At 52.3% G+C, this 21,592-nt stretch carries 21 protein-coding genes; 4 read left to right on the plus strand and 17 right to left on the minus strand.

Annotated features, from left to right (window positions below; all coding sequences use genetic code 11):
* Position 1 precedes the first annotated feature (1 nt).
* The 3 genes from cysT to PGL01S_RS01855 form a co-directional block, all read right to left on the minus strand.
* Complete coding sequence (gene cysT / locus PGL01S_RS01845; protein WP_015842882.1) at positions 2 to 817, minus strand: sulfate ABC transporter permease subunit CysT; 816 nt, start codon at positions 815 to 817, stop codon at positions 2 to 4.
* Between the two features lie 246 nt (positions 818 to 1,063).
* On the minus strand, positions 1,064 to 1,696 hold the full coding sequence (locus PGL01S_RS01850; RefSeq protein WP_127490853.1) for a YigZ family protein: 633 nt from the start codon (positions 1,694 to 1,696) through the stop codon (positions 1,064 to 1,066).
* Entirely contained in the window at positions 1,696 to 3,045 is a 1,350-nt protein-coding gene (locus tag PGL01S_RS01855) for a glucose-6-phosphate isomerase (protein ID WP_127490854.1), read from the minus strand. The genes PGL01S_RS01850 and PGL01S_RS01855 overlap by 1 nt, the downstream gene beginning before the upstream one ends.
* A gap of 270 nt (positions 3,046 to 3,315) precedes the next feature.
* On the opposite strand from PGL01S_RS01855, the gene PGL01S_RS01860 reads away from it, so the two are divergent.
* Positions 3,316 to 4,230, plus strand: coding sequence for an NAD(P)-dependent oxidoreductase (locus tag PGL01S_RS01860; protein WP_373312756.1), 915 nt, complete (start codon positions 3,316 to 3,318; stop codon positions 4,228 to 4,230).
* A 334-nt stretch (positions 4,231 to 4,564) separates the two neighbouring features.
* Here PGL01S_RS01860 and ppnP read toward each other — a convergent pair whose 3' ends face one another.
* The 4 genes from ppnP to PGL01S_RS01880 form a co-directional block, all read right to left on the minus strand.
* Entirely contained in the window at positions 4,565 to 4,882 is a 318-nt protein-coding gene (gene ppnP, locus PGL01S_RS01865) for a pyrimidine/purine nucleoside phosphorylase (protein WP_015842878.1), read from the minus strand.
* A 38-nt stretch (positions 4,883 to 4,920) separates the two neighbouring features.
* Entirely contained in the window at positions 4,921 to 6,939 is a 2,019-nt protein-coding gene (tkt, locus tag PGL01S_RS01870; RefSeq protein ID WP_127490856.1) for a transketolase, read from the minus strand.
* Positions 6,940 to 7,095: 156 nt separating this feature from the next.
* Positions 7,096 to 7,974: a formyltetrahydrofolate deformylase gene (purU, locus tag PGL01S_RS01875; RefSeq protein WP_127490857.1), complete on the minus strand. Its 879-nt coding sequence runs from the start codon at positions 7,972 to 7,974 to the stop codon at positions 7,096 to 7,098.
* 47 nt (positions 7,975 to 8,021) lie between these two features.
* Positions 8,022 to 9,152 carry a deoxyribonuclease IV gene (locus PGL01S_RS01880; protein ID WP_127490858.1) on the minus strand — a complete coding sequence of 377 codons (1,131 nt, stop codon included), beginning with the start codon at positions 9,150 to 9,152 and terminating at the stop codon, positions 8,022 to 8,024.
* A 100-nt stretch (positions 9,153 to 9,252) separates the two neighbouring features.
* Between PGL01S_RS01880 and PGL01S_RS01885 the strand changes: the two genes are divergently transcribed.
* The 3 genes from PGL01S_RS01885 (at position 9,253) to PGL01S_RS01895 (ending at position 11,293) form a co-directional block, all read left to right on the plus strand.
* Positions 9,253 to 9,690, plus strand: coding sequence for a DUF2621 domain-containing protein (locus tag PGL01S_RS01885; RefSeq protein ID WP_015842874.1), 438 nt, complete (start codon positions 9,253 to 9,255; stop codon positions 9,688 to 9,690).
* A 176-nt stretch (positions 9,691 to 9,866) separates the two neighbouring features.
* The gene (locus tag PGL01S_RS01890; protein ID WP_127490859.1) at positions 9,867 to 10,373 is read left to right on the plus strand and encodes a LytA/YqiH family protein; all 507 of its coding nucleotides are present in this window, start codon (positions 9,867 to 9,869) and stop codon (positions 10,371 to 10,373) included.
* Between the two features lie 17 nt (positions 10,374 to 10,390).
* Complete coding sequence (locus tag PGL01S_RS01895) at positions 10,391 to 11,293, plus strand: TIGR01777 family oxidoreductase (RefSeq protein WP_127490860.1); 903 nt, start codon at positions 10,391 to 10,393, stop codon at positions 11,291 to 11,293.
* A gap of 31 nt (positions 11,294 to 11,324) precedes the next feature.
* Here the strand turns inward: PGL01S_RS01895 and PGL01S_RS01900 are convergent, their stop codons facing one another.
* From PGL01S_RS01900 to PGL01S_RS01945, 10 genes are read right to left on the minus strand one after another with little or no spacing between them, the layout of a single operon-like run.
* Entirely contained in the window at positions 11,325 to 12,836 is a 1,512-nt protein-coding gene (locus tag PGL01S_RS01900; RefSeq protein ID WP_127490861.1) for a DUF6382 domain-containing protein, read from the minus strand.
* Between the two features lie 18 nt (positions 12,837 to 12,854).
* Positions 12,855 to 13,370, minus strand: coding sequence for an A24 family peptidase (locus PGL01S_RS01905; protein ID WP_127490862.1), 516 nt, complete (start codon positions 13,368 to 13,370; stop codon positions 12,855 to 12,857).
* Positions 13,367 to 14,338, minus strand: coding sequence for a TadE/TadG family type IV pilus assembly protein (locus PGL01S_RS01910; RefSeq protein ID WP_127490863.1), 972 nt, complete (start codon positions 14,336 to 14,338; stop codon positions 13,367 to 13,369). The genes PGL01S_RS01905 and PGL01S_RS01910 overlap by 4 nt, the downstream gene beginning before the upstream one ends.
* Positions 14,304 to 16,517, minus strand: a complete 2,214-nt coding sequence (locus PGL01S_RS01915; RefSeq protein ID WP_127490864.1) for a hypothetical protein — start codon at positions 16,515 to 16,517, stop codon at positions 14,304 to 14,306. Before PGL01S_RS01915 ends, PGL01S_RS01910 begins: the two co-directional genes overlap by 35 nt.
* Positions 16,514 to 17,239 carry a TadE/TadG family type IV pilus assembly protein gene (locus PGL01S_RS01920; RefSeq protein WP_127490865.1) on the minus strand — a complete coding sequence of 242 codons (726 nt, stop codon included), beginning with the start codon at positions 17,237 to 17,239 and terminating at the stop codon, positions 16,514 to 16,516. Before PGL01S_RS01920 ends, PGL01S_RS01915 begins: the two co-directional genes overlap by 4 nt.
* Positions 17,208 to 17,399 carry a Flp1 family type IVb pilin gene (locus tag PGL01S_RS01925; RefSeq protein WP_127490866.1) on the minus strand — a complete coding sequence of 64 codons (192 nt, stop codon included), beginning with the start codon at positions 17,397 to 17,399 and terminating at the stop codon, positions 17,208 to 17,210. The genes PGL01S_RS01920 and PGL01S_RS01925 overlap by 32 nt, the downstream gene beginning before the upstream one ends.
* Before the next feature lie 34 nt (positions 17,400 to 17,433).
* On the minus strand, positions 17,434 to 18,282 hold the full coding sequence (locus PGL01S_RS01930) for a type II secretion system F family protein (RefSeq protein ID WP_127490867.1): 849 nt from the start codon (positions 18,280 to 18,282) through the stop codon (positions 17,434 to 17,436).
* 10 nt (positions 18,283 to 18,292) lie between these two features.
* On the minus strand, positions 18,293 to 19,156 hold the full coding sequence (locus tag PGL01S_RS01935; protein WP_127490868.1) for a type II secretion system F family protein: 864 nt from the start codon (positions 19,154 to 19,156) through the stop codon (positions 18,293 to 18,295).
* Positions 19,147 to 20,400 (minus strand): TadA family conjugal transfer-associated ATPase, encoded by a 1,254-nt coding sequence (locus PGL01S_RS01940; RefSeq protein WP_127490869.1) that lies wholly within the window; start codon positions 20,398 to 20,400, stop codon positions 19,147 to 19,149. The genes PGL01S_RS01935 and PGL01S_RS01940 overlap by 10 nt, the downstream gene beginning before the upstream one ends.
* On the minus strand, positions 20,378 to 21,490 hold the full coding sequence (locus PGL01S_RS01945; RefSeq protein WP_127490870.1) for a P-loop NTPase family protein: 1,113 nt from the start codon (positions 21,488 to 21,490) through the stop codon (positions 20,378 to 20,380). The genes PGL01S_RS01940 and PGL01S_RS01945 overlap by 23 nt, the downstream gene beginning before the upstream one ends.
* Between the last annotated feature and the right edge of the window lie 102 nt (positions 21,491 to 21,592).

Below are 21,592 nucleotides of genomic sequence, written 5' to 3' on the forward strand. Positions count from 1 at the left end.
GTCATTTCCCCGGCCTCCTCGATTGAATCAGGTTGACCGTCCATAAAATGATAAACGAAAGCGTCAGCAGCAATACCGAAACCGCTGCAGCCCCTTGCGGATTGTCACTCTCAATTTCTCCAAAAATATAAACGGCGGCAATCAGCGTCTTGCCCGGGATATTGCCCGCTACCAGTACAACGGCCCCGAACTCCGCTAATGCTCTTGAGAAAGCCAGCATCGCACCGCTGATTACTCCCGGCAGCATGGAAGGATAGATGACGCTAAAAAAGGTACGGAATTTGCTTGCGCCCATCGTATAGGCGGCTTCTTCTTCCGATTTGTCGATCTCCTCGAGCAGCGGTTGAACCGCCCGGATCACAAACGGAAAAGTTACAAAGACCATGGCGATCACAATCGCCGGCTGATGGAATACAATCGTAAAGCCCATCTTCGAAGCCAGCTCGCCAACAAAGCTCCCTGGGCCAAGCAAAAGCAAAATCATAAGCCCGGTTACGGCTGTCGGAAGAGCAAACGGCAGGTCAACCAAGCTGTTCAAAATCCTTCTTCCAGGAAAACGGTAACGGATTAGTACCCATCCGATCATCGAACCCAGCAGCACGTTAATGACGGTTGCGATAAGCGCCAGCTTAATGGTCAGCAGCACGGCCTTCCATGCCAGGGGATCCGATATACTCTCCCAGAAGGGAACAAAACCTCTGGATACCGACTGCGTATAAATTCCGATAATGGGAAGTACAATTAAAACAATAAAGTAGAGCATAATCGCGCTCCGAAATCCGAAGCTCCACCACTTGCTGCGAAACATGACATTCATGCTGCTTATGACCTCCAAACCACCGGTTCGAACCGTAGGTGTTTGCTAAACCTTAATCAATAGTAAATACACAATTCCTATTAGATCACTTGGTATTCTAAATTTAGCAGAGAACAACTGGTCTAGTCAATCCCATATTTACATTTTATGCGTAATTGGACTGTCCATTTTTGCTGTAATAACATTCCTTAGAAAATAGCAAAAAGCCGCCTGCTGTCTTTTAGCCAAGACAACGGGCGGCTTTTCTTATTCGCCTTCGATATAATAAAGCTCTTCGCCTTCCGTAATGACGGCTTGTCCTTGCGTCAAATCGGTTATCCAAGCCACAAAAGCGTCGGCCTCCGATACGACGGGAAGGCATTTCACCGTAACGCGATCCGTAAATTCAGTGCCGCCAAGACGAGTGCCCCGGCCGTGGAGCTCATTCTCCACTTTGCCGTACCACATATAGTCCACGTCAACAAAAACTTCCCGGTGCAGCACCTTCACGATTTCGCCGGCTGCTTCGATGCCCGCTACCGCGCCGTCCGTATAAGCACGGACCAGACCGCCGGCACCAAGCATAATCCCGCCGAAATAACGGGTAACCACAACCGCAACGTTTTTTAAACCTTTATGCTTGATGACCTCAAGGATTGGCTTGCCGGCCGTCCCGCTAGGTTCACCGTCATCGGAGGCTTTCTGATGCTGATCGCGTTCCCCGACTACATAAGCCGAGCAGTTATGGGTGGCAGCCCGATGAAGCCGTTTGATCTCATCGATGAACGAAACGGCTTCCTCTTCCGTCTCCACCGGCTTTGCGTAGCCGATAAAACGGGACTTCTTGATAACGACCTCTTCGCTGCCCGGACCTCTAACCGTAGAATAACGCTCCAGCATTACAGACGAGCTTCGAGCTCAGCCTTTTCTTTCTCGTAGCCTGGTTTGCCAAGCAGCGCGAACATATTGCGTTTGTACGCCTCTACGCCCGGTTGGTCGAACGGATTCACGCCCGACAGGTAGCCGCTGATGCCGCAGGCTTTCTCGAAGAAGTAAACCATGTAACCAAACGTATAAGGCGTCATGTCGGCGATGTTCACGATAAAGTTAGGTACTTGTCCGTCCGTATGAGCCAGAAGCGTACCTTGGAATGCTTTTTTGTTAACGAAGTCCATCGTTTTGCCTGTCAGGAAGTTCAATCCGTCGAGGTCAGCAGGATCGTTGCCAATGGTGATGTGCTCGGCAACCTCGTTTACTTGGATAACCGTTTCAAAGATATTGCGATTGCCCTCTTGGATGAATTGGCCCATCGAGTGCAGGTCTGTCGAAAAATCGACGGATGCCGGATAGATGCCTTTGTAATCTTTGCCTTCGCTTTCGCCGAAGAGCTGCTTCCACCACTCGGATACAAAGTGCAGGTTAGGCTCGTAGTTCACGAGGATTTCCGTTACTTTGCCTTTGCGGTAGAGCGCGTTGCGCGCTGCAGCGTATTGATAAGCCTCGTTTTCCGCGAGGTTCGGGTTGCTGTATTCCTTCGATGCGTCTGCCGCGCCTTGCATCATGGCGTCGATGTCGACACCTGCAACGGCGATTGGCAGAAGTCCTACCGCTGTCAGAACGGAATAACGGCCGCCGACATCGTCAGGGATAACAAACGACTCGTAGCCTTCTTCGCTCGCCAGCTTCTTCAGGGCGCCTTTTGCTTGGTCCGTTGTTGCGTATATACGCTTGCGTGCTGCTTCTTTGCCGTATTTGCTCTCGAGAGCTTCGCGGAAGATACGGAACGCGATAGCCGGCTCGGTAGTTGTGCCGGATTTGGAGATCACGTTGATCGACCAATCGCGGCCATCCAGCAATTGAAGCAGATGCGTCACGTAAGTCGAGCTGATGTTGTTGCCCGCGAACAGAACTTGCGGAGTTTTGCGCTGTTCTTTTGTTTGCAGGTTGTAGAAGGAGTTCGAAAGCATTTCGATTGCTGCGCGCGCGCCAAGGTAAGAACCGCCGATGCCGATAACAACCAGCACTTCGGAATCGGATTTGATTTTCTCCGCGGATTGCTTGATGCGGGCGAATTCTTCTTTGTCATAATTGTTAGGCAGGTCAATCCAACCGAGGTAGTCGGAGCCTGCGCCAGTACCATTATGTAATTGTTCGTGGGCGATACGAACTTGTTCCGACAAATTGTCGATTTCATGTTGTCCAATAAAGCCAAGGGCTTTAGTGTAATCGAATTTTACCGTTTTACTCATGAAAGAAAGGCCTCCCTGATACTGTTTTTCAATTACCTGTCTTACTTAGCCTTTAGAATATCGGATTTAGATTTGAAAAACAAGCAACAAACCATGAAAAAGGTATGAAGATTATCTATAATGATTAGTAAAAGCTTTTATGGCTTGATGCATTATGGAGCTAACCAAGCGAGAACGGCCGCGTCTGCCTTCGACAGCCGGGCAAGTTTCATTCCGCTCGAATCTAAGCTATGATAGAAGATAAAAGTGATTAATACTTAGAACTTAAAGATACACTGGAGGGAACTGTACATGAAAAAAATCGGATTTATCGGTCTTGGCGTGATGGGTTACGGCATGGCTGCGAACCTGCTTCGCAGCGGCTTTGAGGTTAAAGTGTACAACCGGACAGCCGGCAAAGCCGGCGAGCTTATCGCTTGCGGGGCAAACGAAGCCGCAACACCGGCCGACGCTGTGCGCGAAGCCGAAATCGTGATCACGATGATCAGCAACGACGCGGCGATCCGCGAAGTTTATTATGGGGAAAACGGGATTTTTGACGCAGTCCGTCCGGGCACCATCCTGATTGACAGCAGCACGATTTCTCCATCCCTCGCTCTAGAGCTTACGGAAACAGCAGAGTCGAAAGGCGCATCTTTCCTTGATGCTCCGGTTACGGGCAGCAAGCCGGCGGCTGAAGGCGGCACGTTGACCTTTATGGTTGGCGGTCCCGAGAAGACCCTGAAAGAGGTCGAGACGGTTCTGACCGCTATGGGCCGCAAGGTGATCTACATGGGCGCTAACGGCAGCGGCGCAACCGCAAAGCTTGCGCATAACACCATCGTTGGCATCAATATGGCAGCCCTGGCTGAAGGCATGGCGATCGCGGCAAGCGGCGGCATCAATGGCAGCGCGTTCCTCGAGCTTGTCCAATCGGGCGGCGCAGCAAGCCGTACAGCCGAGCTGAAGGGCGAGAAAGTGCTTGCCAGCGATTATGATGTCCAATTCTCCCTCGCGCTTATGCTGAAGGATCTCCGCCTCTCCTCCGTGCTGTCGGATGGCCTGAAGGTGCCTACGCCAATGCTGGAAGCGGCAAAAAGCCTATTCCAAATCGGAGACTCCATGGGTCTCGGCGAGCTCGACATGAGCAGCGTGACGCAAGCCTACGAGCAATGGATCGGCCGTAAGATCGGCGATAAGCAGTAATAAAAAAGTGTAATTAATTATGGCCATGCAGTTCCTTGCATGGCCACTTTTTTAATCCCTTCTTGCCTTTGAAATGAACAGGTTAATGGCAAACGGAGCATTTTAATGATTCTGTAGAAGCAGTGTTTATGCTTGCGAAGCAGCTTTCTTGCAGAAAGCTTTCAAGCGTTCGCTTTTGTGAAGGGATTCCAACCATACCTCGTTGATTCAAAGGAATCCCTGAGCAATGGCGATCGGAAGAACATTGCACAGTTTGCTGTTTAACCTAAATACAAAGGGGCCGTCCCATTCGTCATATTTATGACGAATGGGACGGCCCCTTTTTCAACCAATGCTATTCGTAGATGTAAGAGCAGCAGTAGTCGGATACAGCCGCTACTTGAAGCTTGAACTTCGTGTTGGCCGGAACGGTGAACTCACCTTTGCCTTGAATGTGTACCCACTCTGTTTCGCCAGGGAGCAGCACCTTCAGGTCGCCAGCCAAAATTTCCATAATCTCAATGCAGTCCGTGCCGAACTCGTAGTCGCCAGGAAGCATAATGCCAAGCGTTTTTTTCGTGCCGTCCGCGAACAGAACAGCGCGGCTAGTTACTTTGCCGTCAAAGTAAACATTAGCTTCTTTGACAACCGTTACGTTTTCAAATTGCGACATTGAATGGTTAGCTCCTCTACGCCAAATAGCTTATTAAATTACAGTACCGATTTCACTTTGCTTACTACGTTCTCAACAGTGAAGCCGTACTCTTTGATTACGCGGTCGCCAGGTGCGGATGCGCCAAAGCGATCGATACCGATAACCACGCCTTTGTCGCCAACGAAACGATCCCAACCGAACGGATGAGCCATTTCGACAGCAACGCGAGCTTTAACTTCAGGCAGGATAACGGAATCTTTGTATGCTTGATCTTGTTTATCGAACAGATCCCAGCTTGGCATGCTGATTACGCGAACTTGGATGCCCTCTTCAGCGAGTGCTTTTTGAGCCGCAACAGCCAGTTGAACCTCGGATCCTGTAGCGATGATCTGAGCCTGTGCTGCACCGTTTGCAGCATCGGATACCACATACGCGCCACGCTTCAGGTTCTCGCGAACGCCTTCAACCGTACCTTCCAGTACAGGCAGGTTTTGACGAGTCAGAACAAGCGCTACCGGATTGCTTTGGTTCTCAACGGCATAAGCCCAAGCTGCGGAAGTTTCGTTTGCGTCAGCAGGACGAATAACCGTCAAGTCAGGAATGATGCGGATCGAAGCCAGCTGCTCGATTGGTTCATGCGTAGGACCGTCTTCGCCAACGGCGATCGAGTCATGCGTCAGAACATAAGTAACCGGTTGTTTCATGATAGCTGCCAGACGAATTGCCGGACGCAGGTAGTCGGTAAATACGAAGAACGTACCGCCGAATACTTTCATGCCGCCATGCAGGCTCATGCCGTTCATAGCTGCAGCCATACCGAACTCACGAACGCCGTAGTAGATGTTGCGGCCGTCGTAGCTGCCCGGTTTGAATTGTGCCAAGCCTTTCAGGTGAGTCATTGTCGAGCTCTCAAGGTCAGCGGAACCGCCAGCCAGAGCAGGTACGTTGTGAACAAGACCGTTCAGAGCGTTACCCGAAGCTACGCGAGTCGAGAGCGGCTTGTCTTCCGTCGTGTATTTAGGCAGGTCTTTATCCCAGCCTTCAGGCAATTGACCGGAAGTCGCCAGCTCGAATTGAGCTGCAAGCTCTGGGTATGCTTTTTTGTAAGCTTCAAACTGCTCGTTCCAAGCAGCGTTTGCTTTCTCGCCGTTCTGCTTCACTTCAGCAAAGTGAGCGCGAACTTCGTCCGGAACATGGAATTGATGCTCTTCGTTCCAGCCGTAGAATTGTTTAGTCAGCTTAGTCTCGTCAGCACCCAGCGGGGAACCGTGAGGACCCGCATGTCCGCCTTTGCCGCCTTTGTTAGGGCTGCCGTAGCCGATAACGGTTTTAACTTCGATCAAAGTCGGTTTGCCTGTTTCCGCTTGCGCTTCAGCGATTGCTTTAGTCAAAGCGTTCAGGTCGTTGCCGTCTTCAACGCGAAGAACTTGCCAGCCATAGCCTTCGAAACGTTTTTGAACGCTCTCGGAGTACGACAGGTCAAGCGCGCCGTCAAGGGAGATATCGTTCGAATCGTATAGAACAACCAATTTGCCAAGCTTCAGGTGGCCTGCGAAGGAAGCCGCTTCATGGGAGATGCCTTCCATCAAGTCGCCGTCGCCGCAAATGGAGTATGTGAAGTGGTTAACAACATCAAAGCCTTCTTTGTTGTAAGTAGCAGCCAGATGAGCTTCTGCCATCGCCATACCTACAGCCATAGCAACGCCTTGTCCAAGCGGACCGGTTGTTGCGTCAACGCCAGCCGTGTGGCCGAATTCCGGGTGACCCGGAGTCAGGGAGCCCCATTGACGGAAGTTTTGCAGCTCTTCCAGAGGAAGATCGTAACCGCTCAGGTGGAGCAGGCTGTAAAGCAGCATCGAACCGTGTCCTGCGGACAGAACGAAACGGTCGCGGTTAATCCAAGTCGGGTTCGACGGATTATGCGTCATGTTTTTCGCGAACAGTTGGTAGCCCATTGGAGCTGCGCCCATTGGCATGCCTGGGTGTCCGGATTTTGCTTTCTCGATGGAGTCGATTGCCAGCGTACGGATCGTGTCGATCGACAGCTGTTCAATCGATTTTTGTGTAACTGTCATTTCTTACTTCCTCCTAATTCCTGTTTAAAATTGCTCTGTCTCTCTCTATATATCTGGATATAGCGCGAGTTGTAGCGCAAAGGCTTTGAATATTGTACCATTCCGAAAACCCGTTTGCCATCCTTAAAATGGAGAAAGGCTAGAGCATTTATTGGATTAATTGAAAACGACCGTTTTGTTCTGATGCACAATAATTCGGTCTTCGGTATGCCATTTCACGGCACGCGCGAGAACAACCCGTTCGATTGTGCGCCCGATTCGTTTCAATTCCTCTACATTGTCGCGGTGGCTGACGCGCTGAACGTCTTGTTCGATAATCGGACCGCCGTCGAGTTCCTCCGTTACATAATGTGCCGTTGCGCCGATGATTTTAACACCACGATTATAAGCTTGCGCATAAGGCTTGCCGCCAACAAAGGCCGGAAGGAAGGAATGGTGGATATTGATAATGCGGTTCGGGAACTGCTCGATGAATTTCGGCGAGATGATCTGCATGTAACGGGCAAGAACAATCAGATCGGCCTTGTCCGCAACGATCTCCATCTGCTTGCGCTCCGCTTCCGCCTTGGTATCCGCAGTAACCGGAATATGGTGGTAAGGAATGCCGAACGACTCGACCATGTCCTTCATATCCGGGTGGTTGCTCACGACCATCGCAATATCCGCGTCCAGATCGCCCGCTTTCCACTGCCACAGAAGCTCCATCAGGCAATGGTCTTCCTTGGAAACAAAGATCGCAAGACGTTTCTTGCGGCTCGCGCGGAACGTATGCCATTTCATATCGAAGCGGTCCGCCACGCGGGCGAAATCTTCAACAAGAATCGGAAGCTCCTTGTCCATATCGTTCAAATCGAATTCAAAGCGGATAAAGAACATGCCGCCTTCCGGATCCATCGTGTATTGGTCCGATTGTACAATGTTCGCACCATGCTCGTACAAGAAATGCGAAACCGCCGCCACGATACCCGGTCTGTCCGGGCATGAGATCAGCATGCGCGCGCGTCCGCTGCGCGACTCAGTAGTAGATGAAGACATAAACGTTAAAACTTCCTTCCTTTTGCAATGGTTATCTTAAAGCATTGTTATACCGTTTTAAGCAATTGCTTTCCGGCAAACCATGCCGTAATCCGTTTGTTGATTTGTTCTTCGGTCAAATCGCCCGGAAGCGCGTCGCTTTCGGCCAGAAGATCGAACAGGCGCTCCATTGGCTCGCGCGGATCCGCTTTTTTCGCCTTGGCATCGTTCTTCAGAACGTCCCAGGTCGATAATACGAACTGGCGAGGATCAATTTCCTGCTTGCCATAGAAGTGATGCAGACGTTCTACATGGTCGAAGAACGACTCGCCAAAGCGCTCCATCGCATCGCCGCGGAGCAGCGCGATTTCCGCTTCGTACATCGGGAACTGCTTCTTGTCATCCTTGCCGATCCATGGCGTTTCCAAAATAAACGGACGGCCCGCCAGAGCTTCGTGATGAACGATTCTATGAATCGCCTCATGTCCAAGCCAGCCGGCACCTACGGGAGCATGTCGGTCTTTGCCCGCGCCTACCGGGTTTTTGCTGTCATTGACATGGACAACCGCAACGCGGTCAAGTCCAACGGTCTGGTCGAATTTTTGCAGCACGCCGTCCAGATCATTGATAAGATCGTAACCCGCATCGTGCATGTGGCAGGTATCCATGCATACCGTCAAACGGTCGTTATTCTGCACTTTATCGATAATTTGAGCAAGCTCATCGAAGCTGCGGCCGATCTCCGTACCTTTGCCGGCCATCGTCTCGAGAGCGATGTTAACGTTCGTATCTTTTGTGCCTTCCAATACTTCGTTCAAGCCTTCGGCAATGCGGGCGATGCCGTACTCGGCATCCTTGTCCGTATAGGCGCCCGGATGCAGAACGATATTGCGCACTCCGATATAATCGGTGCGGCGGATTTCCTCCTGAAGGAAGCGGACGGCAAGCTCAAAGGTGTCGTCCTTATAGGAGCCCAGGTTAATGATGTAAGGCGCATGCACGACAATCTCGTTGATGCCTGCCTGTTCCATCATTTGTTTGCCTTCTTCAATATATAAAGTTTCGATTGGCTTTCTCCGTGTATTCTGCGGTGCGCCGGTATAAATCATAAACGAGCTGGAACCGTAGGATACGGCTTCTTTGGCCGCGGTAAGCAGCCCCTTGTCCGAAAATGATACATGGGAACCGATTTTCAACATCTTTTAAACGCCCCTTTCGGTTGATCAACCCTTATTTTACAAGGAATGTCGAAATAAATCTAGGAATACGGTATAATTCTTCCTGAGGTGAAGGTACAGTATGAAATCAGCTCCCGATTGGTTTATGTTTTTCATCATTTTCTGGGCGGTCGTAATGGTCGGCGCTATGGCCATCGGCGGTTTCTTCATGTTCCGCAAGTTTTTGAAGGTGCTGCCTCAGCGAGACGGCAAGTCTAAGCTGGACTGGCAAAACTACTGGGTCGAACGGAGCCGCAGCATGTGGACCGACGAATCAAAAGGATTTCTGGACGAGCTTGTCTCTCCCGTTCCGTCCGCATTCCGAGATATCGCCAAGCATTCCATTGCCGCGAAAATCGGTCAGGTCGCCATTGACAACGGAGCTTCGGAAGTAACGCGGGATCACTGCATCGAAGGATACATACGCGCAACGCCTAAGCGTGACTATCGAAGCCTTGTTTCTTTCCTGGAACGCAAGGGAATCGACTACGATCCCTATCGGCATTTGCTCAATAAATAAACAAAAGAGCAACGGGCTGCTTCAGTACAGGGCAGCCCATTGTTTAATCCTTATGAATAGTGTTTACAAATCTATTGGAACCTTAAACCGATTATTTCGTTATAAAACATATAAACAGCTTGTACACGGCTGTTTGTATGTTCATTTTTCAGCTAATGCTTTCAGGAGGTGCTTCTATGACAACTATGAAAACGAAAAAGAAGAGCAGCTTAATCGCGGCAAGCGCCGTATTGCTCGCGGTGATGATGACCGCATCGGCATGCGGTTCGGACAAAGCCAATTCAAACGGCAATGAACAAGGCTCGTCGGTTGAACAACCGGCCAACGCTTCTCCGGAGAACACAAGCAATAATACAACTGACAATAATACGGGAAATAGCCAGTCCGAAGGGCAAAACAACGGAGTGGCGGATACGGGAACGGCTTCGCCGGATACGGATGCAAGCGCAGCGCCCGATGACAGCGCCGTTAAGACAAACGAAGGCGTCTTTGTCGGACAAGCCGACACAACCTCGGTTGAAATCGACCTGCACGATGGACCGATGGTGCTTCAATTTACGGACGATCTGACGGACAAGATTAACAGCATACCGCCGGACACAAAGGTACAGTTCGACTATACCGAAAAGGTCAGCGGCGATGTAACGCAATATTTCCTGAAGAAGCTCGAAGTCAAATCCTAATGAAGGACGGATGAACAATGCGCGTTGCGGTAACGGGAGGAACCGGCTTTGTTGGCCGGGCGCTGGTGAAGGCACTGCTTGAACGGGGCGATGAAGTTACTGTCGTATCCAGGAAAGGAACGGCTTCCGCTTCACCTCGGAATGCTAAGCTCCATCATATGACATGGGACGAGCTTGCCGCATCGCCTCAGCGGCTGGAGGGCACGGATATGATCGTAAATCTGGCCGGCGAAAGCATTAACCAGCGTTGGACCGAAGCTTCCAAGCAGCGTGTTCTTCAATCCCGGATAGTTGCCGCAGCGCGTATTGCCAAGCTTGTAACCGAACTGAATACCAAGCCGGAGGCCGTGATTAACGCCTCCGGCATTTCTGCATACGGCAACTCGTTAACGGCTACGTTTACGGAAGACAGTCCGATGAAGGTAACCGACTTTTTGTCCGGCGTTGTGGAGCAGTGGGAGAAAGCTGCTGATTCCATCCCCGTAAAAAGACTGGTTAAGCTGCGGGTAGGCGTCGTGCTTAACCGGACCGGCGGCGCGTTCCCCTTGATGAGTCTGCCTCACCGGCTATTCGCCGGGGGGCGGCTTGGAAGCGGTTCGCAATGGCTGTCGTGGATTCATCTGGAGGATCTGGTCCGGCTGATTTTGTTCTGCATGGATCACCGTGAAATTGAGGGGCCTGTAAATGCCTCGGCTCCCGAACCGGTTACGAACGACCGATTCGGACGCGCGTTAGGGAAGGCTTTTGGACGTCCGCATTGGCTGCCAACACCAGCCTTTCTGTTAAAGGCCGTACTCGGAGAAATGTCCTCCCTGCTTCTCGAAGGGCAACGCGCCTTGCCTCGCAAAGCCTTGGAAAACGGCTTTGCGTTCAAATACCCGACGATCGAAAGCGCAATGAAGGAAATAAGCCAAACATAAAATAAAAGCAGAACAAGCCGAAGACGAGAGGTTAACCTCTCGTCTTCAGTTCGTATTTGGGCCCGTTGCTGCCGGCCAGCTGAATAACATCCCCCGCGCTAAACGGATAGGACTTATACGGAATCATAACCTCGCCGTTCAACACGCTTCCGTTTCGCGATCCCAAATCCTTCGCGAGGTAAGCTCCGCCGTCCCGTGCAAGCTCCAGATGAAGCCTGGAAATGCCATGGGCTTCTTCCTCATAGCTAACCTGCTCTCCTAACCGGCCTATCGTAAACGTCTCATCCTGCCACTCGATCCAGGAACTGCCGCCTGCCCACTCCCGGTATAAGGCCTGACCTTTCGGTCCGGCAGGGTCCATGTCCTTCTCTGCCAGCAGTACCGTCGCTTCCGCCATTGCCGGTTGGCTGCGAAGATCAGCCGTATTGCCTGCATGGGGGTGGAGTTCCGCTTCCTTTCGAATCACCGGTACCATCTCTTCATGCTCAATATCCTCATACCGCGGCCACATGCCTAGCGGCCGGGATTCCGGAACAAAATCCTCTTCTCCATCTCCGTCCCCTTCCTTGGCAAGCAGTCCGGCCGGAAGCCTGCGCGACCAAACCATATAAAGAGCGGCTATTCCCATAAAGGTTAAGCCTAGACATATATAGAGGCTGCTTCGGGAATGCGAGGATAAATAAATATATTTCCATACGCAAGCAACGGCTATGGCCACAACAGCTGCCGTTACCCATAATTTTTTTCTTGCCGCATCGGAATCCTGATCCTCCATCTCCACAAGCGGAATGTCTTGAGCGGTTGGCGCAGATGCCGCTTTTGCCGCTGGCTTTAAACCAGCAGCTCGCGGCTTTGCTTCGCAACTTGCCTTTGGAACGATATCGTCTGCTTCACTGTCAGCTAAAGCAACTGCCGGAAAAACGACGGGAATACGCTCCGGAGCCTGCTTCGGGCCTGCTTGGATAAAAGCATCCCCAATTAATCCGAGAAGAACGGATCTTAGCTCGGATAGAGGCCATTTGCTGCCGTTAAGCGTCTGCAAGATACGTTGGAGGCCCACTCCGTCAATATCCCGAATATACGCGGTCCACCTGACTACAAGAGAAAGCAGATCCCCTGCGCCTGATCCGCTGTCACGCAATCCGTCCTTTAAAGGCAGATAAGCAACGCAAATATCGTTCAACTGTTCGCCTACAAACAAATATTGGTCATCAAGCAGACAGCCTTCGGGACGCAGCATATAATGCTTGCACTCCTCGAATGCTTCTACGACGCCAAGCAAAAGCGTATAAAATTGCTCCATCGAAAGCGGCTGGACCTGCAGGCGGTGCAGCAGCATTTTTCGCCCTGCCAGGGCATAACGGAAGGTGACGCACCCGTCGATCTCCAGCCATTCGACTGGCAAGAGATGCGGAATTTTGCCCGACTGCAGCATCTGCAGTTCAAGCTCATCCAATTCATCCCGCACAATGCCATCCTTCCGGTCGACAATCATTTCATGCCCTCGGTTCATGGAAAAATCTATTCTGAACGGCTGCCTCACGAATACTCCTCCTTTCGATTAACCCGATATCATCCATAAAGTTAAAGCTCCCGGGGCCACCGCCAGCATAAACGGAAAGGTCCGTCCATTTTTCGCCCATGCCAGCCACGAAGAAGCATTCGGCCGTCCTCCGAAACGAAGGGAAAAGAACGTATACATGCCCGACGTCATTTTTCTGGCAAACGGTCTATGGAAAACTAGCAGGACTAGTCCCACCAGCCCCGCGTACAAGATGGCGTACATCATAAGCTGGAGCACGGCCAATGCGCCAAGCCAAGCTCCCAGTGCAGCAAACAGCTTAACATCACCCGCGCCGATTCCTTTTGCCAAATGAAGAATCAGCAGCGGAACAAATCCTGCCGCCGCACCGTAGACGGCGATAAAAAGTCCGTGACCCCCACCGGCGAACAAGGCATAGACACATCCTCCTGCCAGAAAAGGAACCGTAAGCAGATTAGGAATAGTCATCGATTTCAAATCGGTATACAATGCGGCAAGCAAGAGCAGTCCTGCAGCCAAAAGCTGTATCGTCATGACGGAGAGTCCTCCTTCTTTGTTACGTTAAAATGCATCGACACCGTTTCTCCAGACGCCGAGGTTGCGGTTAATTCCCAGGTTCCCGGAGTCGTATTGCCGGACACCAGCCATGTCCATTGCACATAACCGTTTGCATCTGCCGTTGCGCTGCCAAGATGCTTTGCCGTGCTTGTGCCGCTTTTATAATTGACCGTAAGCGAGGCTGACGCACCCGGAGAGGTTAATGCTATAACGGTTGCTTTGTTCCCGGGATGCAGCGGAACCGGCTGAATGGAAACGATCTGGATAGGCGTTACGTCAGCAGCGGCGGTTTCTTCCTTCGCAGGCGCCGCATCGCTGACCCAAACCCGTTCGGATGCCTGCTCTCGCAATACGATCTTTCTGTTTAAGAACGGCAAAGATAAAGGAAACTCGTATTCCGCTTCAATCGTCAAATATGGCACCTGTTTTTCCTTCAGATCCGGCAAGGACAGATGGGATAGGCCCAAGCGCTCCTTTTCCAGCACCGCTTCATCCGCGAATTGCCGAAGCAGCGGCTCGACGGCGGTCCTCCCCAGCTCGGTAGTCGCCGCATCCGTGACCGGCTGCCAGTTTCCTTCAAGAGCCGCCGAAGCTAACGCGTCTGCGGGAGCCGGCAGCCACCCTGCCGCCTCCTTCGCTATTGCTCCTCCCCAATCGGGCAGCTTCAGACCGATAAAACCAAGATCGGGAATGGAAGAGGAAGCTTTTTGAAAGGTTAGGTCGGCTGGGCGAATATGCGTCGCGATCTGCCGGACCGTCTGGGACGCTGCAGATTGAAGGGCCATTTGCACGGCGCATAAGCGGATCATCGTAATGAACAGCAGCAGGATCATCAGGAGCAGCGGCATGACAAGCGCCGCCTCAAGCACCATGCTGCCGTTCTCGCCGCCCCCGGCTTTTCCACGCCGCCTAATAAGACCAGCCAATCGTTTGAACGGTTTCATACTTGCCGCCAACAACCTTTCCTTGCAAGGATCCAAAATGCTGGACGATGTCCATCACGCCCGGTAAAAACCACAGCCTGGCAGAGGCCTTTATTTCTCCCGTTAAAGCAGTCGGAACCTTGGACAAAGTAACCCCGTCGTTATGTTCAATAACGGCAATCATCCTGGCTAAAGCGGAAGGCCGGTTGGCTCCCCCGTGGACCAGCATGAACAACCGCAGGTAATCCGTGTAGGCAACATCCACGTTTATATATTTGGATAACGGAGCCGCTCCGCGTTCGGTAAAAGCGGCCATATCCTCCATTGTTTTTTCCAGGCCGTATGCAACCGAACATGACAAGATCAGGAGGGGATGGGCGGCGGCCCGGCAGGCAGACAACCCTTCCATCGTCCGGATCGCCATTCTAACTCCGATTAATTCGCCATAAGCGGCGGCCAAATTCGCCGTTGGACTATGAAACCCGTAAATGACATATTCCGCTTCCTGATTGCTGAATGCGACGGCATGGGCAAGCTCGTTCGTATCGCCGCTTGTAAGCAATGCCCTCAGATTTTGCGGCGCAAAGGAAGCAAAATGCGAAACCGTATATTCCGATAAATAGACGGAGTCTCTGGTTTGCTCCAGCATATCGGCAATGCCGCCAAACAAACCGCTCATGGCGGATGCCGCTTCCTCCGCCTCCTCATGCGCATCCTGCGCGAGGGCAAGCCCTTCCGCTTCGGCGCCGGCAGCTTCCTGATTGAATAAAAGATTGTTCTTATATCGCTTTTCGATATCCTGAATGACTTGAAGATGTTCCTCGCTCTGGGGAACCGATGTCATTCCGTGAAGCAAGCGGCGAGCTTGGGACCATAGCTCCCCTGCCTTTGCCTCTTGTGCCTGACGTTCTTTTTTCAGCTCCTTATCGGCCAGCTTCTGCTCCCGCTCGTCGAGACTTGAGCCTTTGCGTACGTAAGCCGCTTCATACTGCTCATAAGCAATCCGAAGATTAACGGCTCCCTCCTTGATCTGCTCGTTGGAGAGATTGGGAACGGCAAGGCCCGCTGTCAGATTGGCAATAAAGCCTCCTGCTTCCATTTGCAGCGAAGCAAACAACGTGGCCTGATCCGCAATCTCCCCGTTATATTCGGCAAACCAACCGTCAGGCAAAATAAGCTCATCCGCCAGCTTCCGGATCTCCTGCATATCGTTTTCCGGCGCGGTATCCATGACGGGACTATCGGTATCGACACCCGCGACATTTTTGCCATTTACGCGGTCATAACTGCTGTTAGAAGGAGCATTTGCCGTCTCCTGTTTGATGCTTTGCATGTCCGCGTTAACCTGCTTAGCCTCGTTGATAGCTTTGATCGCTTCCTGCTGCAGCTTATCATGCTGCTTCCTGGCCTTATTAAGCTCCTTGGACATACCGTCAGTCCAACCTCTCGCTTTTTCCGCATAAGCCTCGATTTGATCCGAATATTTCGGTTTCTTGCCTTGCTGAACCAGCTGTTGGTCGGTCATGACCCAATTCGCGTACTGGGCGTAATCGCCGGCAAGCCTAGCGGCATTCTCGGTGCCTGTGGCGAGCTCCAGCGCTTTTGTCGGAATAAGGTTCGCTATGCCGCCTACGGTTTCCGCGGCCTGGCGTTGCAGCTGCAAAGCTGCAGCCAGCTTTTCCTCCCGTTTGTCATACAGCTTCCGAAGCTCCTCCAGCATATTAACCGTAACGGTTGCTTCTTTCATTGCTCCGGAAAGCAGGGCAAACTTGGAGGCCAGCTCCAAGGCGAAATCGACCGGAGCTTTATATTTCATCTCTTCCAGTACCTGCCGGGAAAACACCTCGTGCCTTCCCAATACTTCCGCGTTATCGATATGCGCCGATTGGAGCTCAGCCTGTACCAGCTTAAAGGTTCCCTTCTGCCGGGAGGATGTTCCCAAATTCGCCTGAACCGTCTGTTCAAAAATGTCATTGCTGTCCGTCCCTCCCCGCCCAAACAGCCCATACCGTTCATACAGCCGATTATCGTAAGCGGAAAGAGCGGAACGGACGCCGGATCTGGCAGCATCCTCGGTAACCTTGTGCAATACCGCCATTCTTGCGTAATCGATGAGTACCGCGGAGAATAGAAGCAGACCCGACAATACAACCGCCGAAAATATCGTTATCGAACCGTAAGATGTCGATGGCTTATTCACGGCTTGCCTGCTTTCCCGCCGCCGCTGTATGCCGTCAGCGCTTTTCCAGCCTGCTGCTTCGACGTTCCGCTGCTGAATTTGGCGGTGTAATACCGCACTGTATCGACATCCCGGATAAACTGAACCGGATCAACGATGCTGGCCGCCGCAACCGTCTTGGGCTCGGACAGCCCGAGCGTAAGCTCAAGCGGAGCAAGCGACACCGGCTGCATCAGCTTTACCGATACTTCCCGCTTGAGCAGGCTGTTTGCGTAAGCGATATTCCCTTGAAACGGCAGCTCCGCATCGCCTGTAAGCCAAGCCGATGCTGAACGCAGCTTCGTGCCTGCAAGCTCCAGCTTATCCGTATCCCACGCCCCTGGCAGTTCCAAAGTTACATCCGTCTGGTCAGCCGTTATTCCAAACAACGAGCCAAGCATGAAATCCCCGCTGACCCGCCAGTACAAGCCGTCATACTGACCGGTTGTCAGCATCCCGTTACGGGCATTGCGGTGACTGTTATCCCAGCTGAACGAAGCCCGTTCCGCCGTTTCGGAAGCGGAATAATAGAGCACCGCTTTCTGATAGATATACATGCTGAATAAGAGAAACATAAGAATAAGCAGAAAGATAACCGGGAACACCAGCGCGGATTCCAGCGTAAAACTCCCTTCCGTTTGGCAAAGCCATTGCGGCAAGCTGCGTTTTCGGTTAGTTGGAGAAAATTTTGTCCGCTTCATCATCGGCTTTTCCCATTAACTTCTCTATTAACTGGATAATCCAATCTTTAAATAGAAGAGCAATAATAATAACAACCGCAATAATCAGAATCACTTCAAGCGTCCCTAGACCGCTTTCCGAGCGCCAGAAGGAACGAACGGCTTTACCTAACTTTTTCAACATAGTAAACATCCTCTCTATTCATTGATTTAAAGGTTCAAGACATGAGCAGCATCGCCGGAGCCGCAACAAATACCATTAACACGAGCAATATGCCCACTAGCGGAAAAACAAGCTTGGAGGAAGCCTCTTCCCCGCGGGAACGGGCAACCGCCTTGCGTTTCTCCCATAAGGAGTAAGAGATTTCCCTTAGTGCAAGGACAAATTGATCGCCGCCCCTGCGGTAATTAAGCAGCATGACCGTAGTAAAAATAGATACCTCCTGAACGGCGCAGCCCCGGTTGAACCGCTCAAGCGCCGTACTGAAGGACTCCCCGTTCCTTAAGGCGATAACCACTCTGTCCCACTCTTTATATAAAGGCTGCGCAGCCGGATCTTTCCCATCCAGGCAGCGGGAGAACGCCTGCAGTACCGGTTCCCCCGCGCCAACAAGCAGCATCAGCTTGCTAAGCGCTTCCGGCAGCTCGGAAACAATCGCCTGTTTTCTTCGTTCAACCAGCCGGCCTGCTTCCATAAAAGGCCTGACCGGAAGCAGCAAGCCTATCAGCACTCCAATCCCGATAAGCAGCGGCTCCTTCGCCAGCACGGCCAGAAGAGTGCAGCTGCACAACACGGCATAGCCGAAACCCGTAGTTTCCGCTATATGCTGTTTTGTCTGATTCAGCTGCCAATCCGTGCCCTTCAGGATAATCTGCTTCGAATGGTAGCTGCTGAGCGGAAGCTGCAGATGCTCGTAAAGCTTGCCGCGTTCCAGCAGCCGGTCAAAGGGTCTAACGAGCAATAATCCTTTCCAACCCGGTTGTCCCTTCTTCAGAAGCTGCGCCAATCCGTCCCTCCCTATGAGCAGTCCCCAAAACAGCAGCAAGAGCAGTACAAGAAAAGCCATTCCACGCCTCCTACACGCGTATTTGCATAATCCGATGGATCAGCCAGAAACAAAAGGACAATACGGCAAGGCCGATGGTCAGCAGGACATATCCCCCTCCCCCGTACAAGGGTTTCATGTAATCGGGGGCAAAAGCGCTCAGAAAACCGAGGAAGGCAAAAGGAACAGCCATCATAATCCGCGCTTCAAAACGCTTCTGCGCAAGCAATACGGAAATTTCCTGTTTGACTTCAAGCTTTTCGCCGATCGTCTGCGAGGTCCGTTTCATCACTTCAACCAGATCCCCTCCGGAGCGTTTGCATACCGCAAACACGTCGGCGAATTGCGTAATATCGTCCAGGTGGGCACGCTTTGCCAGGCTGCGCAGCGCCTGTTCTAGCGGTTCCGCGTTATCGAGGCGATACTTGATAATCTGGAATTCGAGCAGAAGTTCCGTATTCGGGTCCGGGTACAGCAGCTTGAGATCGTCAATCGTTGCCAAAAAAGCATTTTCCACCGATCGGCCGGCGGCCAGCGATGAGGCTAAGGAATACAAGGCCTCTTTGAATTGCAGCTGGAGCCTTTCCTTTCGCCGGGCAAGCAGGAAGGACTTGTACAGTCTTGGAGCAATCAGGCCTCCAGCGGCAAACAAACCGGATACGATAAAGGAATGGTAGATGAGGTAGACGGCAGCGAAAACAAGGACGAAGCCAACAGCCGCCGATCCCATAAACTGCTTATATGACAGCTGGTACTCGTTATAGTTCTGAAGCGGCTTAACATTGGTTGGCAGCTTTATGCGCCGGCCTCCAGCCTGAAATGACGAGTCCCAACCGCACCATTCCAGTATCGTCCGCACTTTTGCCGCTAGAGGCGCAGCTCGAATTACGGGCATATCGTTACCTCCTCCGCAAGCTTAATGCCGGCCATCCTCAGCTTATCGGTATGACAGAGCTTATAATCGGTGCGCTTAAGCGTGCCGATCACTCTCCCGCCTTCCTCGCCTTCCTCTTCAAATTGGAAAAGCGGCCGGACCTCAATCTCTCCATCCTCCATCCCGACGATCTCGCAAATTTCCGTCACGCGGCGGGAACGGTCCCTGAAGCGCGAAAGATGGATCACAATATCCAAAGCCGAAGCGATTTGCTTGCGGATGACCTGAACCGGCATTTCCGCCGCGCTCATCACCATCGTTTCCAGCCGGGACATCATATCCCTGGAACCGTTGCTATGACCGGTGGACATGCTGCCCGTATGGCCCGTGTTCATAGCCGCCAGCATATCCAAAGCCTCTCCGCCGCGTACCTCCCCAACAATAATGCGGTTAGGACGCATCCGAAGCGACGCCCGAATCAGATCGCGAATCGCAATCTCCCCTTTCCCTTCGGTATTGGCATTCCGCGTCTCAAGGGAAACAAGGTTAGGAACGCTCCGGATTTGCAATTCGGCGGAATCTTCAATCGTGACTAAGCGTTCGTCGCTGGGAATGTATTGGGACAATGCATTAAGAAAGGTTGTTTTTCCCGTCCCGGTACCGCCGCTAATAAAAATGTTGTATTGTGCCTTCGTAAGCTGCTGCAAAAAAAACGCCGCTTCCCCGGTTAAAGCTCCCTTTGCCACAAGCTCGTCCATCGTCAGCGGCTGTTCCGGAAATTTACGGATCGTCATCGCCGGTCCCCTAAGCGCAACGGGCGGCAATACGATATGGACGCGTGATCCATCCTTGAGACGGGCGTCTACAATCGGCGAAGATTCATTGACGACCCGGTTTACGCTTGCGACAATGGACTGAATCAAATCCTCCAGCCTCTCTCTGCTCTCGAAAGCTGCGGGCAGCAGACTAAGCCGGCCGCTTCGTTCGATAAAGATCTCCGAATGATGGTTGATCATAACTTCCGTTACCGTCGGGTCATCCATAAGCGGCTGCAAAATATCAAGCCCCCGGAACGAATGAAACAGGCGCCGAACGAGCGAAGCCAGCTCCGAAGCGGTTAAAGGGCGGCTGCTGCTCCAGGAAAATACGGTTTGCTCCACGATGGCGGTTAACTGTTCGTCCGTTACCGAGCCGGAGTAATCAAGCCGGTCCTTAATCCGGTTTTTTAACTCAAGAACCGCTTCATCCGTTAGCAATTGGCGCACCTCCTTCTTCCTTCGCCAGCTGCAGGTATAGCCTTTCCACTGCTGCCATATACGGAGGCGACGCAAGAACGGCGGCTGCCCCCCTGCCCATTGCGGCCGTATCAGGAAGGAACGCGCAAGCCGGCTTAAAAATGCTTCGTCTCGAATGCAGTTGGCCTTCACTGCGGTTGACGACTAGTTGCAGCCTTGGCTCCAGCAATCGGAAACGCTCCCCGAAACGCTGCACGCCGTACTGATAGGCCAGCTGGCTCTTCCGCTGAACAGCCGGATCCTCCGTTACCAGCCAGATCACTTCGTGGCTTAGCTCCAGTACGGACAAGTGCAGCTCATCCAGCCCTTCATCCAGATCGATAACAATCAGATCGTATTGTCCGTTTGCCGCGATCGCCCGTACTATGGCATCCGCATCCGAGGCTTGAAGCGTCAAACGGTCTTCCGGATTCGAACAAGGCAACAGATAATCCGCGCGCAAAAGCGCATGCCGCTTGCTGTGCCGCCCAAGCCACTCTCCAACCCTGTCGGGATGCGATTGGAGAATGTATAGCAGCTGGGACAAGCCCTCATCTCCATGTACCGCCCCGGACTCCAGCCACGTATCCACCGCATTCCAGCGCTCCAGGTTGAGATAAAATATTCGCTGACCTCTGCTCGCTGCCGTATGAATAAGCTGTCTGGCCAGCGTTGTTTTTCCTACTCCGCCGGATGCTGAATAAACGGCAATGACTTGAACGGATTGCTCTCTGGCAGCCGCCTTCGAAACAGGCGCCATTAAGGAAGCCATCCTCTGCAATAGACCCGGCAGCGCCTGATATTGAAGCAGTTCATGATAAAGCGGGAGCTGGCCCGGCGCAGCAACCAGCGCAGCAACCGGAACTCCCTCGGGCAATATCCCGGCAGCGGCCTCCAGCATATAAGGCTGTGCGGCAATTCCGTGTACCGGATAACCTGACTTCAGAAACTGTACGAACGCTTCCGCATGAGTGAAGGCCGTCAGCTGCCACATTTCGCCGAACGGGCTGTCTCGCACGTAATCGGCCAGTCTTCTTACATAATCCTGCTCCTTGACCGCAATCACTAATTGATGTCTCACCTGCCTGCTCCTGCCTTTCTTCTTCCGGCAAACGCAAAAAAGCACCGTAAAAGGCGCAGTTTAACTGCGGCCTTCTACGGTGCTTCCGTATGTGTGCCGATT

It is taken from the genome of Paenibacillus glycanilyticus NBRC 16618 (assembly GCF_004000805.1).
Lineage (GTDB): Bacteria > Bacillota > Bacilli > Paenibacillales > Paenibacillaceae > Pristimantibacillus > Pristimantibacillus glycanilyticus.

Excerpts from the sequence above, each read along its gene's own strand:
- cysT (WP_015842882.1), bottom strand. The coding sequence starts at position 817 with ATGAATGTCATGTTTCGCAGCAAGTGGTGGAGCTTCGGATTTCGGAGC.
- PGL01S_RS01850 (WP_127490853.1), bottom strand. The coding sequence starts at position 1,696 with ATGCTGGAGCGTTATTCTACGGTTAGAGGTCCGGGCAGCGAAGAGGTC.
- PGL01S_RS01855 (WP_127490854.1), bottom strand. The coding sequence starts at position 3,045 with ATGAGTAAAACGGTAAAATTCGATTACACTAAAGCCCTTGGCTTTATT.
- ppnP (WP_015842878.1), bottom strand. The coding sequence starts at position 4,882 with ATGTCGCAATTTGAAAACGTAACGGTTGTCAAAGAAGCTAATGTTTAC.
- tkt (WP_127490856.1), bottom strand. The coding sequence starts at position 6,939 with ATGACAGTTACACAAAAATCGATTGAACAGCTGTCGATCGACACGATC.
- purU (WP_127490857.1), bottom strand. The coding sequence starts at position 7,974 with ATGTCTTCATCTACTACTGAGTCGCGCAGCGGACGCGCGCGCATGCTG.
- PGL01S_RS01880 (WP_127490858.1), bottom strand. The coding sequence starts at position 9,152 with ATGTTGAAAATCGGTTCCCATGTATCATTTTCGGACAAGGGGCTGCTT.
- PGL01S_RS01885 (WP_015842874.1), top strand. The coding sequence starts at position 9,253 with ATGAAATCAGCTCCCGATTGGTTTATGTTTTTCATCATTTTCTGGGCG.
- PGL01S_RS01890 (WP_127490859.1), top strand. The coding sequence starts at position 9,867 with ATGACAACTATGAAAACGAAAAAGAAGAGCAGCTTAATCGCGGCAAGC.
- PGL01S_RS01895 (WP_127490860.1), top strand. The coding sequence starts at position 10,391 with ATGCGCGTTGCGGTAACGGGAGGAACCGGCTTTGTTGGCCGGGCGCTG.
- PGL01S_RS01905 (WP_127490862.1), bottom strand. The coding sequence starts at position 13,370 with ATGACGATACAGCTTTTGGCTGCAGGACTGCTCTTGCTTGCCGCATTG.
- PGL01S_RS01910 (WP_127490863.1), bottom strand. The coding sequence starts at position 14,338 with ATGAAACCGTTCAAACGATTGGCTGGTCTTATTAGGCGGCGTGGAAAA.
- PGL01S_RS01920 (WP_127490865.1), bottom strand. The coding sequence starts at position 17,239 with ATGATGAAGCGGACAAAATTTTCTCCAACTAACCGAAAACGCAGCTTG.
- PGL01S_RS01925 (WP_127490866.1), bottom strand. The coding sequence starts at position 17,399 with ATGTTGAAAAAGTTAGGTAAAGCCGTTCGTTCCTTCTGGCGCTCGGAA.
- PGL01S_RS01930 (WP_127490867.1), bottom strand. The coding sequence starts at position 18,282 with ATGGCTTTTCTTGTACTGCTCTTGCTGCTGTTTTGGGGACTGCTCATA.
- PGL01S_RS01935 (WP_127490868.1), bottom strand. The coding sequence starts at position 19,156 with ATGCCCGTAATTCGAGCTGCGCCTCTAGCGGCAAAAGTGCGGACGATA.